The organism is Candidatus Izimaplasma bacterium HR1 (genome assembly GCA_000755705.1).
Taxonomy (GTDB): domain Bacteria; phylum Bacillota_I; class Bacilli_A; order Izemoplasmatales; family Izemoplasmataceae; genus Xianfuyuplasma.
This window is the reverse complement of the sequence record CP009415.1, coordinates 1-15,667: the sequence shown is the minus strand read 5'-3', so window position 1 is coordinate 15,667 and position 15,667 is coordinate 1. Positions and strand designations below refer to the sequence as shown.

The window sequence follows — 15,667 nt, the reverse complement described above, 5'->3', positions numbered from 1 at the left end:
AAATGAAATATAAAATATAAAGGAGAACCTATAATGGCAATCAGTGCAAAATTAGTTAAAGAACTAAGAAATAAAACTGGTGCAGGTATGATGGATTGTAAAAAAGCATTAACTGCAACAGATGGTGACATTGAAAAAGCGGTAGATTGGCTACGTGAAAAAGGTATCGCTAAAGCAGCTAAAAAACAATCTCGTATTGCTGCAGAAGGATTAGTATCAGTAATGGTAAATGGAAATGAATCATTAGTTTTTGAATTAAACTGTGAAACAGATTTCGTTGCTAAAAATGATAACTTCAGAGCATTAACAGATAAAGTTGGAACTGCAATTTTAAATAGTAAAGCTACTAACTTAGAAGAAGCATTACAAGTTGAGTTAGATGGTAAAGCACTTGAAACTATATTAGTTGAAAGTACAATGACTATCGGAGAAAAAATTTCATTAAGAAGAGTAACAAGAATTGTTAAAGAAGATTCAGCATCATTTGGTGCTTACACTCATATGGGTGGAAAAATCGTTGCTTTAACAGTTGTTGAAGGTGTTGATCAAGAAGCAGCTAAAGATGTTGCTATGCACGTTGCGGCTATCAACCCTAAATATATGTCAAGTGCAGATATTTCAGAAGATGTAATCGAGCATGAAAGACAAGTATTAACTAACGAAGCTTTAAATGAAGGTAAACCAGCTAATATCGTAGAAAAAATGGTAGTAGGAAGATTAAACAAGTATCTAAAAGAAATTTGTTTAGTTAATCAACCATTCGTTAAAGATCCAGACTTAACAGTTGAAAAGTTTGTAAAAGCTAAAAACGGTAAAATCGTTTCATTCTTACGTTTAGAAGTAGGAGAAGGAATTGAAAAACGCGTTGAGGATTTTGCAAGCGAAGTAATGAGCCAAGTAAACGCATAATTAAAGAAATAGGACACAAAATTGTGTCCTATATTTTTATAATATATGCTATAATAATATAAAGTGAGTTTAAACGGAGGGTATTATGGAAAAGAAACGGATTATAATTAAATTAAGCGGTGAAGCCTTAAGTAATGGTAATAACAAAGCTATCGATCCTGAAAAAGTTAGAGTTATCGCAAAAGAAGTTGTTGATGCTTATAACTTAGGTGGTTTAGAAATTGGTATTATTGTTGGTGGTGGAAACATCTGGCGAGGTAAAATCGCTGCTGAAATGGGAATGGAAAGAAGTAGTGCAGATTACATGGGAATGATTGCAACAATCCTAAATGCTTTAGCTTTACAAAATGCTATTGAAGAACTAGGTGTTGAAACGAGAACCATGACAAGTCTTAATATTCCACAAGTTGCTGAACCATATATTAGAAGAAAAGCAATTAGTAACTTAGAAAAAGGACGTATCGTAATCTTTGGTGGAGGTACAGGTAACCCTTACTTCTCTACTGATACAACAAGTGCTTTAAGAGCTGCTGAAATTGGAGCAAATATTATCCTGATGGCTAAAAATGGTACTGATGGAGTTTACAACAAAGACCCTCGTAAACATAAAGATGCAGTTAAATATGATGAATTAACTCATCATGAAGTGTTAGATCAAGGCTTACAAGTAATGGATTCAACAGCCTCTGCACTTTGTAAAGACAATGGAATAAAAATAGTAGTATTCGATATGAACACTAAAGGTAATATCAAACGAGTTGCCTCAGGTGAAAAAATCGGAACACTAATATATTAAGGAGGATAAACAATGCCTGATATGATATTAATGGAAACAGAAGAAAAAATGGAAGAACGTGTAAGTAATTTAAGCCATGAATTAGCTAAAGTTCGTACCGGACAAGCAAATCCTAGAATGTTTGATGATGTAAAAGTAGACTATTATGGTGTACCAACACCTATCTCACAAGTTGGGAGCATTGCAATTCCTGAACCAACTCAAATTGTTATTAAACCTTACGATAAGAGTTTAGTAAAAGAAGTTGAAAAAGCAATCCTTGCTGCTAATTTAGGAGTTAATCCTAATAATGAAGGTGTACAATTACGTATTGTTTTCCCAGCACTTACAACTGAACGCCGTAAAGAATTAACTAAGAAAGTTAAGAAATACGGTGAGGAAGCAAAAATTTCAATTAGAAGTATTCGTCGTGAAGGAAATGATGCTATTAAAAAACTAGAAAAAGCTTCAGATATTTCTGAAGATGATTCTAAAGGTTATCAAGAAGATATCCAAGAGTTAACTAATACATACATTGAAAACGTAGAAGCAGTTATGGCTTCAAAAGAAAACGACATAATGAGTTTATAAAAATAAAATGCAGAAATTTAATTTCTGCATTTTTTATTTACCAATCTTCCTTTGTAATACCGTATATATATTCATCCCACCAAATAGGATTACCATCATTATCATCTTTGAAATGAACTCTTTTCTTTAAATGACCTTCTTTTTTTAACCCAACTTTCTCCATTACTCGCCATGAAGGAATATTATCAGGATTACACATCGCTTTTACTCGGTTAATATCTAAATGATTAAAGCCATAATCTATTAATGCTTTAGTACTTTCGGTGCAATATCCCTTGTTTTGGTATTTATTATTAAAGATATATCCAACAGCATACTCTTTAAAACGCTCGGGATTACTAAGCCCAAAGTATATATGCCCAATATGTTTATTACTTTCTTTTAGTTTTACACTATAATAACTGCCTAACGGAACTATATAAGTCATGACACGGTTCATCTGTTTAACATCATATGGTTCACTATCTTCAAAAGTATGAACACTTTCTTCACTCATATATTCAAACATAGCTTTTGTGTCATCGAAGTTTAATAGACTAATATATGTTCTATCAGTCTCTATTCTAAATGATAGATGATCTTCAACTATTTTCACTTTTTTGTCTCGTCCCATAGCCTTATATGCGTTTAACCACTCTTCTAGACTTGATAGATAGATAGTTTCATTATCTAATTCGAATGATTTACTGATATGGAATGGAAAACTGTATAACCCATTTTTAGTTTTTACTTTGAAACCTAACATAATATCTATAGCAACACCATCTAATTCAAGTGAAAAGAAATGGTCTGTTTGATATTTTGGATTAGACTCAATATAAGTATATGGATAAGGTTTAAGCAATTCTAATAGTTTCTCATAGTCGTTTTCGTCTACAAGTAAATCAATGTCATCTACTGTAGTCTTGATTCCTTCGAAATATAACATAAAAGAAGCACCGAGTGCCCAGTTTATATTACAGTTATTTAGTTCTTTAGCTAGATATGTTAATACTTTTCGATGTTTTGTTGTCTTCATAGTATCACCTATATATATTATACATTCAAAGAATTGAATTGTATATAGAGATATTAAGGGTTTCTATATGGAAATCCTAAGTATTGATAGTGATTGTTTTACTTATAATTAGGTTATGTTTTAGTGTTTATTGATTAGTTTTCTAAGGACAGATATTACTATATTTGATTGTGGCTGCTTTTTTCTGTGAAAGTGTTGTGAGGATATAGTTTTTTTGTAGAAATATCTACTTAGTTATAGTATAATAAAATATTGTAATGAGGTGATTTTATGAGTCTAGAGAATAGAGTCTTAAGTAAATATATTCCAGAGCACATAGCGATCATAATGGATGGTAATGGTCGTTGGGCAAAAAGAATAGGTATGCCAAGAACGTTTGGTCATAAAAAAGGTAGCGAGAACTTAAAAGATATTGCTTTAGTTTGTAACGAAATAGGGATCAAAGCTTTAAGTGTTTACGCTTTTAGTACTGAGAACTGGAGTAGACCTAAAGCGGAAATAGATTATTTGATGGCTTTACCTGCTGAATTTAAAGAAGTATTTAAAGGTAAGTTCAAAGATAATGATATTAGAGTAATCTTTTCGGGTAGAAAAGATCGTTTTCCTAAAAAAGTTCAGGAGCTAATTATTGATGTTGAAGAGAAAACGAAAGAAAGAAAAGGGTTAATCTTAAACATTTGCTTTGATTATGGTAGCTATACTGAAATCTTAGATGGTGTTAAGGAAATAAGTAAAAAGTTTAAAAAAGGTGACATTAAGTTAGATGACATTACGGAAGACTTAATGCATGACCATTTATATACAAGAGAATTACCCAGATTAGATCTGCTTATTAGAACTAGTGGTGAAGAAAGAATTAGTAATTTCTTATTATGGCAATTAGCTTATAGTGAATTAATATTTGTTAAAAAGCATTGGCCGGCGTTTAATAGAAAGGAATTATTTAAAGCATTAGATAATTTCCAAAAACGTAATAGGAGATTTGGAGGGCTAAAGGAGGATAAGTCATGAAAAAACGTGTAATTACTGGGGTTGTATTAGCTCTTATTTTAATTCCTGTGTTTGTTATTGGTGGAGTAGCACTGAATATCACATTATTATTATTAACAATGGGTGCAAGTTATGAGTTGTTTAAGATGTACAATGTACAAGCAAAATTACCTAATTACCTAATGGTGACAGAGATTTTATTAGGTGGTTTAACTTATTTTACGATTCAGTCTTATTATGAAGGTCGAGCAACATTAGAATGGACTTTCTTACTTGTTATTGGGTTGTTAGTTGTTGGAGCTTTATTATTAGTATTTATTGAGAATTTTACTGCAAATAACTTTAGTGAACTATTAGTTAGCGTTTTATATCCAGCATTTGGATTTGGGGCATTGTTCGCATTAAGAAATATTGATTTATATAACTTAGGATTCTTATTTGTTATTACTATAATGACAGATATCTTCGCATACTTTGTTGGAGTTAACTTTGGTAAACACCGTTTAGCGGTAAAGATTAGTCCTAAGAAAAGTATTGAAGGTAGTATAGGTGGTACTGTAATAGCTACGATTATTACTTTAGTTTACCTAAGAGTATTCAATGTTACTCATATTGGGGCAATTGAAATGACTTTCTTTGTTAGTGTATTACTGATTATTTTTATAAGTATTATGGGACAAATCGGCGATTTAGTAGCTAGTAAATTGAAAAGACATTTTGGAATAAAAGATTATTCTAATATTTTCCCAGGGCATGGCGGGGTAATGGACCGTTTTGATAGTACAATATTTGCCGCTATGGTGTTAATGTTGGTTAGTAAGGTCGTTGGATTATTATGAAATTGTATTTATTAGGAGCAACTGGTTCAATTGGAGAACAAACATTAGATATCGTTAGAACATCTAACGGTAAATTTAGTGTGGAGACAATCGCTGCTAATAAAAGTATTGATAAAGTTAAGAGAATTATTGAAGAATTTAATCCTAAATTTGTTAGTGTTGGATTGGAAGAAGCAATGAAAGATTTAATGAAAGTGTATCCGAACATTGAATTTGGATATGGAGTTGAAGGATTAATCAAAGCTGCAACATATGGTGAGACTGGTGAAGACTTAGTTGTAAATGCTGTTGTTGGTAGTGCCGGACTTGCTCCTACTTATTATGCTATTAAAAAAGGTCGTAATATAGCGCTTGCCAATAAAGAGACATTAGTTATTGGTGGCGACTTAATTAGACCGATGTTAAAAGAATATAATGTTACTTTAATTCCAATTGATTCAGAACATAGCGCAATTATGCAATGTATGAATGGTGAGGATAAGAAAACAGTAGAAAACATCATCATTACTGCTAGTGGTGGTAGTTTTAGAGATAAAACTAGAAGTGAACTAAAAGGTGTTACTGTTGAGTCTGCTCTATACCATCCCAACTGGACGATGGGTGCAAAAATCACTATTGATTCAGCGACAATGATGAATAAAGGGCTAGAAGTCATTGAAGCTCATCATTTATTTGATGTATCTTACGATAAAATCAAGACAGTATTACATAAAGAAAGTATAATACATTCATTAGTTGAATATAATGATACTTCAATGATTGCTCATTTAGGTAATCCTGATATGAGAGTACCAATTAGTTATGCAATCAATTATCCAAGTAGAGTACCATTTAAGGGGAAACCTTTAAACTTGATTGAAGTTGGTTCGTTACATTTTGAGGAATTAAGTTTTACTAGATTCCCGATGCTTGATTATGCTTATAGAGCTGGTAGAAAAGGGAATATCTTCCCTTGTGTATTGAATGCAGCTAACGAAGCTGCAGTTAGTTTATTCTTAAATGGGAAAATAACATTCCTCCAAATTGAAGAAATTGTGGTAGAATGTTTAAATAGATACAAAGATGAAGTTAAACTATCTTTAGATAGTATTTTAGATACAGACAACTTAGTAAAAGACTATGTGCTTAGTACATATAGTTAAAAGGATGATGAAATTATGGTTTTAGTTAATATTTTAGTATTTGTATTAAGTCTTAGTACAGTTATTATTCTTCATGAAGTAGGACATTTTGTAATGGCGAGACGTGCTGGTATTTTATGCCATGAGTTTAGTCTAGGAATGGGTCCAGTTATTTGGAAGAAAAAAATCGGTGAAACTCTCTACTCAGTTAAACTAATCCCAATAGGTGGATACGTTATGATGAGTGGCGAAGAAATTGAAGATGAGATCATCAAAGTTGGTGAGTCAGTACGACTTGATTTTGAAGGGGACATTGTTAGTAAAATAATCCTTGACCATGAAGATGAGAGATTTGAAAATTTATTGAAAGTAACTGTTGAGAAAATTGATCTAAAAGGCCAAAATAAAAAGCCTTTATATATTAATGAGTACGAAGTTAAACAAGATGCATTTTACGTAATGAAAAATCGTGAGTTGCAAATTGCACCTTATGATAGAGGATTTAACAGTAAAACATTATGGCAAAGATTTTTAGCTATATTTGCTGGACCTGGAATGAACTTTATCTTGGCACTTGTTGTATTCTTATTCGTTAATCTAATAGTAGGGTTTCCAAACATGGATGAAACTGCTATTGGTACTGTTGGAGCAACATACCCCGCAGGGGGTGTCATCGAAGTTGGCGACGTAATTACAGAGGTAGAAGGTGTAAGTGTTTCTACTTGGGATGAATTAAGTCGAGAACTTGACAAAAATGCTGCTAATAGAGATTTAGATATAGTTGTAATTAGAGATGGCGAGGAAATGGATTTAGAATTAACTCCTATCTTATATTTCTTTACACTGGGACTTCATAGTAATGAATCTGCAGTGGAAGATCTAACTATTGCGGAGGTGCCTGAAGGAACTAAAGCATATGAAGCTGGTTTCGTGGGTGGTGACCAATTAGTTTCCATAGATGGAGTCGACCTAACTGATTGGGCAAGTGTAATTGTCGCAATCGACACTTTAAGTGAAGAAGCGTATGTTGAAGGAAAATTAGTTGAAATTGAAGTGTTAAGAGAAGACGTAGTTCTAACTCTTGAAATCTCAGAACCATATTCAAAAATCTTCCTTGAAACACAAAATATTAGTGTTGTCGATGCTAGAATCGGCATTAGCCCAGAATATAACTTTAATTTTGGACAAGCGGTTCTAGGAAGTTTTTCAGATGTAGTAGATTCAAGTAAAATGATCTTTACTACTATCGGCTTATTAATTGATAATGATGATGCTGGAGCTGGTGTAGGTGTTGAAAATCTAGCTGGACCACTTGGTATCTATCAAATTACTTCTGCAGCGTTAAGTAATGGATTTATTTCACTACTAAGTTGGATAGGACTCTTGAGTGTTAACTTAGGAATCATTAACTTATTACCTATACCTGCTTTAGATGGAGGAAGAATTGTCTTTTTAGGATATGAAGCAATAACGAGAAGAAAACCAAATCGTAAATTTGAAAATACCCTAAATTACATCGTATTTGTATTATTGATGGGATTCTTTATCTTTATCACATATAATGATATTTTAAGATTGTTTAATATAAACTAAGAGGTGAAAGAATATGAAACACATGGGGAGTATAACTGAGCAAAAGTATTTATTTGTTCCAACATTGAAAGAAGCTCCAAAATCAGCTGAAGCTAAAAGTCATAAACTAATGAGTCGAGCTGGACTCATTAAACAAGTTGCAGCAGGGATTTACAGCTACTTACCACTAGGATACAAAGTAATAAAGAAAATAGAAAACATAGTAAGAGAAGAACTAGATAAAATCGGTTGTAGTGAGTTATTGCTACCTGCTTTACAACCAAGAGACTTGTGGGAAGAAAGCGGTAGATGGGACAAATATGGCCCTGAATTAATGAGACTTAAAGATCGTAAGGACAGAGATTTCTGTTTAGGTCCAACTCATGAAGAAATAATTACCCAAGTAGTTAGAGATTACTTGAATTCATATAAAAAACTACCATTAGCTTTATACCAAATACAGACTAAATTTAGAGATGAAATGCGTCCTAGATTTGGCTTGATGCGTGGTCGTGAGTTTATTATGAAGGATGCTTACACGTTTACTGAAAATCAATTTGAATTAGATGAATGGTATCAAAAATTCACCAAAGCTTATAAACGTATTTTTGATAGATGTGGTTTAGAAACAAAAATCGTATCTAGTGATACTGGGCAAATTGGTGGAGATGAAGCTGATGAGTTTATGGTAATGAGTGAAGTGGGAGAAGACACGATAACTTATTGTGATTCTTGCGACTTTGGGGCTAATCAAGAGTTTAGTGAACTACATGAAGGTGATGATTGTCCGAAGTGTAACGGCGGAGTAATTAGAATCGCGAAAGGTATTGAAGTTGGAAATATCTTCAAACTTGGAACAAAGTACTCTGAAAGCATGAATGCCAAAATTATAAATAAACAAGGTAAGCAAGTTCCTATTATTATGGGTTGCTATGGTATAGGGATTAGTCGTACTCTGATGGCAAGTGTAGAACAACACGCTACAGAAAATGGATTGGTTTGGCCTAAGGATATAGCTCCATATGATATTCATGTTATACCGATGAATATAAAAGAGGACTCACCACAAATGGAAATCGCTGGTATTTTATCTAAGGCACTTAAAGGTAAAAGATATGATGTCTTACTTGATAATCGTAATGAAAGACCAGGACCTAAGCAATTTGATGCTGATCTTATTGGTATTCCATGGAGAATAATTGTAGGTAGAAGAGCTCCGGAAGGTATTGTGGAAATACGAAACATGCAAAAAGATATTGTCAAGGAAGTTCACTTTTCTAAGTTACTACTTAAGAAAGAAAACATTAGAGAAATCTTTGCTACAAAATAATAAGGATAGAAGAGGCTATTTTGGCCTCTTTTTATTATATATATATAAAGATAAATAAAAATGAAAAAAGTGAAACATATTCGTTGACAATTTAACGTTGATTTTATATACTAAGTAAGCAATGAAAAATAAGAGATAGTTTAGTGACTTATCGCTTTTTATTTTGCTCGAGATTGTAGCATTGAATTGTTTAAATGTAGAGTGAAAAAAAAGTTGAAAAAAGTCTTTGACAATTACTTAGTAAATATGTATAATCTTCATTGCGAGTCGCTGTTAAGGTGGCTTACTTGACACTTTGAAAATACTTGAAAAAGTTTAATAAAAGTGTTGACATAATATCTACTACATAGTAGAATATTAAAGCGCACTAAAGAAGAGCGCAACCGAATTTAGGTCTTTGAAAACTGAATAGAACAAGTCAATTTGAGTTAAGGTAATGTACTTTATAATTACAATTATAATTAAACAATTCATATAATTTATGGAGAGTTTGATCCTGGCTCAGGATAAACGCTGGCGGCATGCCTAATACATGCAAGTCGAACGCTCTCGATCTTCGGATCAATGAGAGAGTGGCGAACGGGTGAGTAACACGTAAGAAATCTGCCCTAAAGACGAGGATAACTATTGGAAACGATAGCTAATACTGGATAGTACATAAGACCGCATGGTCTAATGTTTAAAGGTGCGTTTGCACCACTTTAGGATGATCTTGCGCTGCATTAGCTAGTTGGTAGGGTAACGGCCTACCAAGGCGACGATGCATAGCTGGACTGAGAGGTTGAACAGCCACACTGGGACTGAGACACGGCCCAGACTCCTACGGGAGGCAGCAGTAGGGAATTTTCGGCAATGGGCGCAAGCCTGACCGAGCAATGCCGCGTGAACGATGAAGGTCTTCGGATCGTAAAGTTCTGTTATAGAGGAAGAACACTAAGTGTAGGAAATGACATTTAGCTGACGGTACTCTATCAGAAAGCTCCGGCTAACTACGTGCCAGCAGCCGCGGTAATACGTAGGGAGCGAGCGTTATCCGGAATTATTGGGCGTAAAGCGTGCGTAGGCGGTTTATTAAGTCAAATCTGAAAGCCCTCGGCTTAACCGAGGAGGGTGATTTGAAACTGGTAAACTTGAGTACGGCAGAGGTTAGTGGAATTCAATGTGTAGCGGTGGAATGCGTAGATATATTGAGGAACACCAGTGGCGAAGGCGGCTAACTGGACCGGAACTGACGCTGAGGCACGAAAGCGTGGGGAGCAAACAGGATTAGATACCCTGGTAGTCCACGCCGTAAACGATGAGAACTAAGTGTTGGGGTTACCCAGTGCTGAAGCTAACGCATTAAGTTCTCCGCCTGGGGAGTACGACCGCAAGGTTGAAACTCAAAGGAATTGACGGGTCTCCGCACAAGCGGTGGAGCATGTTGTTTAATTCGAAGATACGCGAAGAACCTTACCAGGTCTTGACATCTTCTTGATCGCACTAGAGATAGTGTTTCCCTTCGGGGCAAGAATGACAGGTGGTGCATGGTTGTCGTCAGCTCGTGTCGTGAGATGTTGGGTTAAGTCCCGCAACGAGCGCAACCCCTATTGATAGTTGCTAACATTAAGTTGAGGACTCTATCGAGACTGCCAGTGATAAACTGGAGGAAGGTGGGGATGACGTCAAATCATCATGCCCCTTATGACCTGGGCTACAAACGTGCTACAATGGATGGTACAAAGAGTTGCCAAAGCGTGAGCTGGAGCTAACCTTTTAAAACCATTCTCAGTTCGGATTGAAGTCTGCAACTCGACTTCATGAAGTTGGAATCGCTAGTAATCGTGGGTCAGCATACCACGGTGAATACGTTCTCGGAGATTGTACACACCGCCCGTCATACCACGAGAGTCTGCAACACCCGAAGTGTGTGGCCTAACCAGTAATGGAGGGAGCACCCTAAGGTGGGGCCGATGATTGGGGTAAAGTCGTAACAAGGTATCCCTACGGGAACGTGGGGATGGATCACCTCCTTTCTAGGGAGAAAGATTTTAACGAAAAAACAATTCTAAAAAGAAAATCCTATAACTAGGATTGACTACGTTCTATTCGGTTTTGAGAGACCTAAAACTCTCTCTAATTATCAAAGTTAATGAAGAAGGTCTTTGAAAAGTGAATAATACTGTAAAAAGTTAAGAAATTAAGAGCATAAGGTGAATGCCTTGGCAATTGGAGCCGATGAAGGACGCGACGAACAGCGATATGCTTTGGGTAGCCGTAAGTAGGCAGTGATCCAGAGATTTCCGAATGGGGAAACCCACTAGTTAGAAGAACTAGTACCTGATTTATCAGGAGGGATACGCAGGGAACTGAAACATCTTAGTACCTGTAGGAACAGAAAGTAAATAACGATTCTCTGAGTAGCGGCGAGCGAAAAGGGACCAGCCCAGTGTTAACATTGGAGTTACAAAATTTTATGATAGATGAATGGCGTGGGAAAGCCAACCATAGATGGTGAGAGTCCAGTAATCGAAATTGTAAGATCTCCGTTAACCGAAGAGTACGGCGAGGCACGTGAAACCTTGTCGGAATATGCGAGGACCATCTCGTAAGGCTAAATACTACCAATTGACCGATAGTGAACCAGTACCGTGAGGGAAAGGTGAAAAGAACCGTGGGAACGGAGTGAAAAGATCCTGAAACCTTATGCTTACAAAAAGTCAGAGCCCGTTAATGGGTGATGGCGTGCCTTTTGTAGAATGAACCGGCGAGTTAATATAACATGCGAGGTTAAGCTTTGAGGAGCGGAGCCGTAGCGAAAGCGAGTCTTAACCGGCGCTTAAGTATGTTGTATTAGACCCGAAACTGGGTGAGCTAGCCATGAGCAGGTTGAAGTTGGGGTAAGACTCAATGGAGGACCGAACCAGGGTACGTTGAAAAGTGCTTGGATGACTTGTGGCTAGAGGTGAAATTCCAATCGAACCCAGATATAGCTGGTTCTCACCGAAATAACTTTAGGGTTAGCGTCGTGGTTGAGTGGTATGCAGGTAGAGCACTGAATGGTTGATGGTCCCATCCCGGGATACTGATATCAATCAAACTCCGAATGGCATACTTATATACACGGCAGTTAGACTACGGGTGATAAGGTCCGTGGTCGAGAGGGAAACAGCCCAGACCGCCAATTAAGGTCCCTAAATCCATATTAAGTGGGAAAGGATGTGGAGTTGTTTAGACAACTAGGAGGTTGGCTTAGAAGCAGCCACCCTTTAAAGAGTGCGTAATAGCTCACTAGTCGAATGATTCTGCGCCGAAGATGTACCGGGGCTAAATATGGTACCGAAATTGCGGATAGATACTAGATATCTATGGTAGGTGAGCGTTCTAACAGCGGAGAAGCATGATCGTGAGGACATGTGGAGCGGTTAGAAGTGAGAATGCCGGTGTGAGTAATGAAAAGTAGGGTGAGAATCCCTACCGTCAAAAGTCTAAGGTTTCCAGAGGAAGGTTCGTCCGCTCTGGGTTAGTCTGGACCTAAGGTGAGGCTGAAAAGCGTAGCCGATGGATAATAGGTTGATATTCCTATACCACCATATGAACTGATGGAATGACGGAGAAAGATAACATGGGCCACTAAGTGGATTGTGGTTTAAGCGTTTAGGTTGAGATGTAGGCAAATCCGCATCTCGTGAAGACTGAGGCGTGATGACGTAAGTCGTGTGAATCTATGCTTCCAAGAAAAGTTTCTAGGGTTAATTTATATGGTGCCAGTACCGCAAACCGACACAGGTAGACGAGGAGAGAATCTAAAGACGCGCGAGATAACTCTTGTTAAGGAACTCGGCAAAATGACCCCGTAACTTCGGGATAAGGGGAGCTCTACTTATGTAGAGCCGCAGTGAATAGGCCCAAGCGACTGTTTATCAAAAACACAGCTCTCTGCTAAATCGTAAGATGATGTATAGGGGGTGACGCCTGCCCAGTGCTGGAAGGTTAAGAGGAGTACTTAGTTTCGACGAAGGTACGAATTGAAGCCCCAGTGAACGGCGGCCGTAACTATAACGGTCCTAAGGTAGCGAAATTCCTTGTCGGGTAAGTTCCGACCCGCACGAAAGGCGTAACGATTTGGGCACTGTCTCAACAAGAGACTCGATGAAATCTTAGTACCTGTGAAGATGCAGGTTACCCGCGACAGGACGGAAAGACCCCGTGGAGCTTTACTGTAGCTTGATATTGATTGCTGGTATGTGATGTACAGAATAGGTGGGAGACTTTGAACCCGGGACGCTAGTTTCGGGGGAGTCAACTTTGGGATACCACCCTTCGCATATTGGTTATCTAACCCGCTTGTGTGTAACAAGGGGGACAGTGTCTGGCAGACAGTTTGACTGGGGCGGTCGCCTCCTAAAGAGTAACGGAGGCGCACAAAGGTTCACTCAGAATGGTTGGAAATCATTCGTAGAGCGTAAAGGTATAAGTGAGCTTGACTGCAAGACGTACATGTCGAGCAGGTACGAAAGTAGGTCTTAGTGAACTGCCATTTCTGAATGGAAAGGATGGCAATCAACGGATAAAAGTTACCCCGGGGATAACAGGCTGATTCCTCCCAAGAGTCCACATCGACGGGGGAGTTTGGCACCTCGATGTCGGCTCATCACATCCTGGAGCAGGAGCATGTTCCAAGGGTTGGGCTGTTCGCCCATTAAAGTGGTACGCGAGCTGGGTTCAGAACGTCGTGAGACAGTTCGGTCCCTATCCGTCGTGGGCGTTGGGAATTTGAGAGGAGCTGACCTTAGTACGAGAGGACCGGGTTGGACGCACCTCTGGTGTACCAGTTAGGCTGCCAGGCCTACAGCTGGGTAGCTAAGTGCGGGCGGGATAAACGCTGAAAGCATCTAAGCGTGAAGCCCCCCTCAAGATGAGATTCCCCATTCAATTTGAAGTAAGATCCCTTGTAGACTACGAGGTTGATAGGACAGATGTGGAAGCACGGTGACGTGTGAAGCTGACTGTTACTAATAGATCGAGGACTTAACTTTATTAAATAAATTACAGTATTATTCAGTTTTGAGAGACCAAGTCTGGTGACGATGGCGAAGTGGACACACCTGTTCCCATCCCGAACACAGCAGTTAAGCACTTTAGCGCCGATGGTAGTACATTGTGCGAGAGTAGGACGTTGCCAGGCTAGTTTCTTTATTAATTTTTTTTTATTATTATAAAATACAACGCAGAAACTGCATAAACCTTTATAAGCCTAATTAGCTCAGTTGGTTAGAGCACATGACTGTTAATCATGGGGTCCTAGGTTCGAGTCCTAGATTGGGCGCCATTTTTTTTGGCCCGTTGGAGAAGCGGCTTAACTCACATGCCTTTCACGCATGCATTCACGGGTTCGAATCCCGTACGGGTCACCATCTTAATAATTTGTACTTACAATTAGTAAGTATTTTTTTTTGCATTTTTTTCATAAATGTACTTTGTGATAATGATCCTGATCTGATTGGTCGGTAGCAAATTGTGTTGAATCGTATTGATAAAAAAGGAGTTTTAATACATTTATATAGAAAAGAAAGCAGTGATAAAATGCGGATATCGAAGCAATAAAATGATATTGCGTTTTTTGTGGAAAATTTAGACATTATGGAGGGTGTTAGATTGATAGTTTATGGGGAAAATGTATACATAGTATTTTTGCACATTTCTTAAAAACGTGTAAGAAAATCACTTCAGATACATAAATAATCAGTAAAAAAGTGGCTAAGTAAGGACGTCCTCAAGAATGTGGATAAAATGTATGAAAAACATAAAAAAAAGGTTGACATTATACACTGTTTTATATATAATTTTCATTGCGAGTCGCCCTTGAAAAGGTGCGCAAATTGAGATAGAAAACATTTTGAATAAAAGTGTTGACAGTCGCTAAGATTGGTTGTATACTCTTAATTGCGTGTCTAAATAAAAGGCACTCCAACAACATTTAAAAACTATTAAAAAGTTTAATAAAAGTGTTGACATAATACCTACTACATAGTAGAATATTAAAGCGCACTAAAGAAGAGCGCAACCGAATTTAGGTCTTTGAAAACTGAATAGAACAAGTCAATTTGAGTTAAGGTAATGTACTTTATAATTACAATTATAATTAAACAATTCATATAATTTATGGAGAGTTTGATCCTGGCTCAGGATAAACGCTGGCGGCATGCCTAATACATGCAAGTCGAACGCTCTCGATCTTCGGATCAATGAGAGAGTGGCGAACGGGTGAGTAACACGTAAGAAATCTGCCCTAAAGACGAGGATAACTATTGGAAACGATAGCTAATACTGGATAGTACATAAGACCGCATGGTCTAATGTTTAAAGGTGCGTTTGCACCACTTTAGGATGATCTTGCGCTGCATTAGCTAGTTGGTAGGGTAACGGCCTACCAAGGCGACGATGCATAGCTGGACTGAGAGGTTGAACAGCCACACTGGGACTGAGACACGGCCCAGACTCCTACGGGAGGCAGCAGTAGGGAATTTTCGGCAATGGGCG

Annotated in this window: 9 protein-coding genes, 2 tRNA genes, 3 rRNA genes and 1 other annotated feature; of the genes, 13 read left to right on the top strand and 1 reads right to left on the bottom strand. The window is 37.3% G+C overall.

Features of this window, described 5'->3' with window-relative positions:
- Positions 1–33 precede the first annotated feature (33 nt).
- The 3 genes from tsf (at position 34) to frr (ending at position 2,275) form a co-directional block, all read left to right on the top strand.
- Positions 34–909, top strand: a complete 876-nt coding sequence (gene tsf / locus KQ51_RS00070; RefSeq protein WP_038467392.1) for a translation elongation factor Ts — start codon at positions 34–36, stop codon at positions 907–909.
- A gap of 85 nt (positions 910–994) precedes the next feature.
- Positions 995–1,705, top strand: coding sequence for a UMP kinase (pyrH, locus tag KQ51_RS00065; RefSeq protein WP_038467389.1), 711 nt, complete (start codon positions 995–997; stop codon positions 1,703–1,705).
- 12 nt (positions 1,706–1,717) lie between these two features.
- Positions 1,718–2,275 carry a ribosome recycling factor gene (gene frr / locus KQ51_RS00060; RefSeq protein ID WP_038467386.1) on the top strand — a complete coding sequence of 186 codons (558 nt, stop codon included), beginning with the start codon at positions 1,718–1,720 and terminating at the stop codon, positions 2,273–2,275.
- A gap of 37 nt (positions 2,276–2,312) precedes the next feature.
- On the opposite strand, the gene KQ51_RS09620 is transcribed toward frr, so the two are convergent.
- Positions 2,313–3,293, bottom strand: a complete 981-nt coding sequence (locus KQ51_RS09620) for a GNAT family N-acetyltransferase (protein WP_081909852.1) — start codon at positions 3,291–3,293, stop codon at positions 2,313–2,315.
- Positions 3,294–3,563: 270 nt separating this feature from the next.
- Between KQ51_RS09620 and KQ51_RS00050 the strand changes: the two genes are divergently transcribed.
- The 10 genes from KQ51_RS00050 to KQ51_RS00005 all read left to right on the top strand — a co-directional run bounded on the left by KQ51_RS00050 (position 3,564) and on the right by KQ51_RS00005 (position 14,541).
- Complete coding sequence (locus tag KQ51_RS00050) at positions 3,564–4,304, top strand: isoprenyl transferase (protein ID WP_038467383.1); 741 nt, start codon at positions 3,564–3,566, stop codon at positions 4,302–4,304.
- Complete coding sequence (locus KQ51_RS00045; protein ID WP_038467380.1) at positions 4,301–5,122, top strand: phosphatidate cytidylyltransferase; 822 nt, start codon at positions 4,301–4,303, stop codon at positions 5,120–5,122. Before KQ51_RS00050 ends, KQ51_RS00045 begins: the two co-directional genes overlap by 4 nt.
- Positions 5,116–6,264 (top strand): 1-deoxy-D-xylulose-5-phosphate reductoisomerase, encoded by a 1,149-nt coding sequence (locus KQ51_RS00040; protein ID WP_096334929.1) that lies wholly within the window; start codon positions 5,116–5,118, stop codon positions 6,262–6,264. Before KQ51_RS00045 ends, KQ51_RS00040 begins: the two co-directional genes overlap by 7 nt.
- Before the next feature lie 15 nt (positions 6,265–6,279).
- The gene (rseP, locus tag KQ51_RS09230) at positions 6,280–7,836 is read left to right on the top strand and encodes an RIP metalloprotease RseP (RefSeq protein ID WP_052608950.1); all 1,557 of its coding nucleotides are present in this window, start codon (positions 6,280–6,282) and stop codon (positions 7,834–7,836) included.
- Between the two features lie 13 nt (positions 7,837–7,849).
- Positions 7,850–9,145, top strand: coding sequence for a proline--tRNA ligase (gene proS, locus KQ51_RS00030; RefSeq protein WP_232958009.1), 1,296 nt, complete (start codon positions 7,850–7,852; stop codon positions 9,143–9,145).
- Between the two features lie 478 nt (positions 9,146–9,623).
- A 16S ribosomal RNA gene (locus KQ51_RS00025) occupies positions 9,624–11,160 on the top strand.
- 154 nt (positions 11,161–11,314) lie between these two features.
- Positions 11,315–14,163: ribosomal RNA gene (locus KQ51_RS00020) — 23S ribosomal RNA — on the top strand.
- A gap of 41 nt (positions 14,164–14,204) precedes the next feature.
- Positions 14,205–14,312 (top strand): 5S ribosomal RNA (gene rrf / locus KQ51_RS00015).
- Together the 16S, 23S and 5S rRNA genes with 2 tRNA genes alongside form the textbook arrangement of a ribosomal RNA operon.
- Positions 14,313–14,379: 67 nt before the next feature.
- Positions 14,380–14,456, top strand: a tRNA-Asn gene (locus KQ51_RS00010).
- A gap of 8 nt (positions 14,457–14,464) precedes the next feature.
- A tRNA-Glu gene (locus KQ51_RS00005) sits at positions 14,465–14,541 on the top strand.
- Positions 14,542–15,286: 745 nt separating this feature from the next.
- Positions 15,287–15,667 (top strand) — a sequence feature (16S ribosomal RNA rRNA prediction is too short).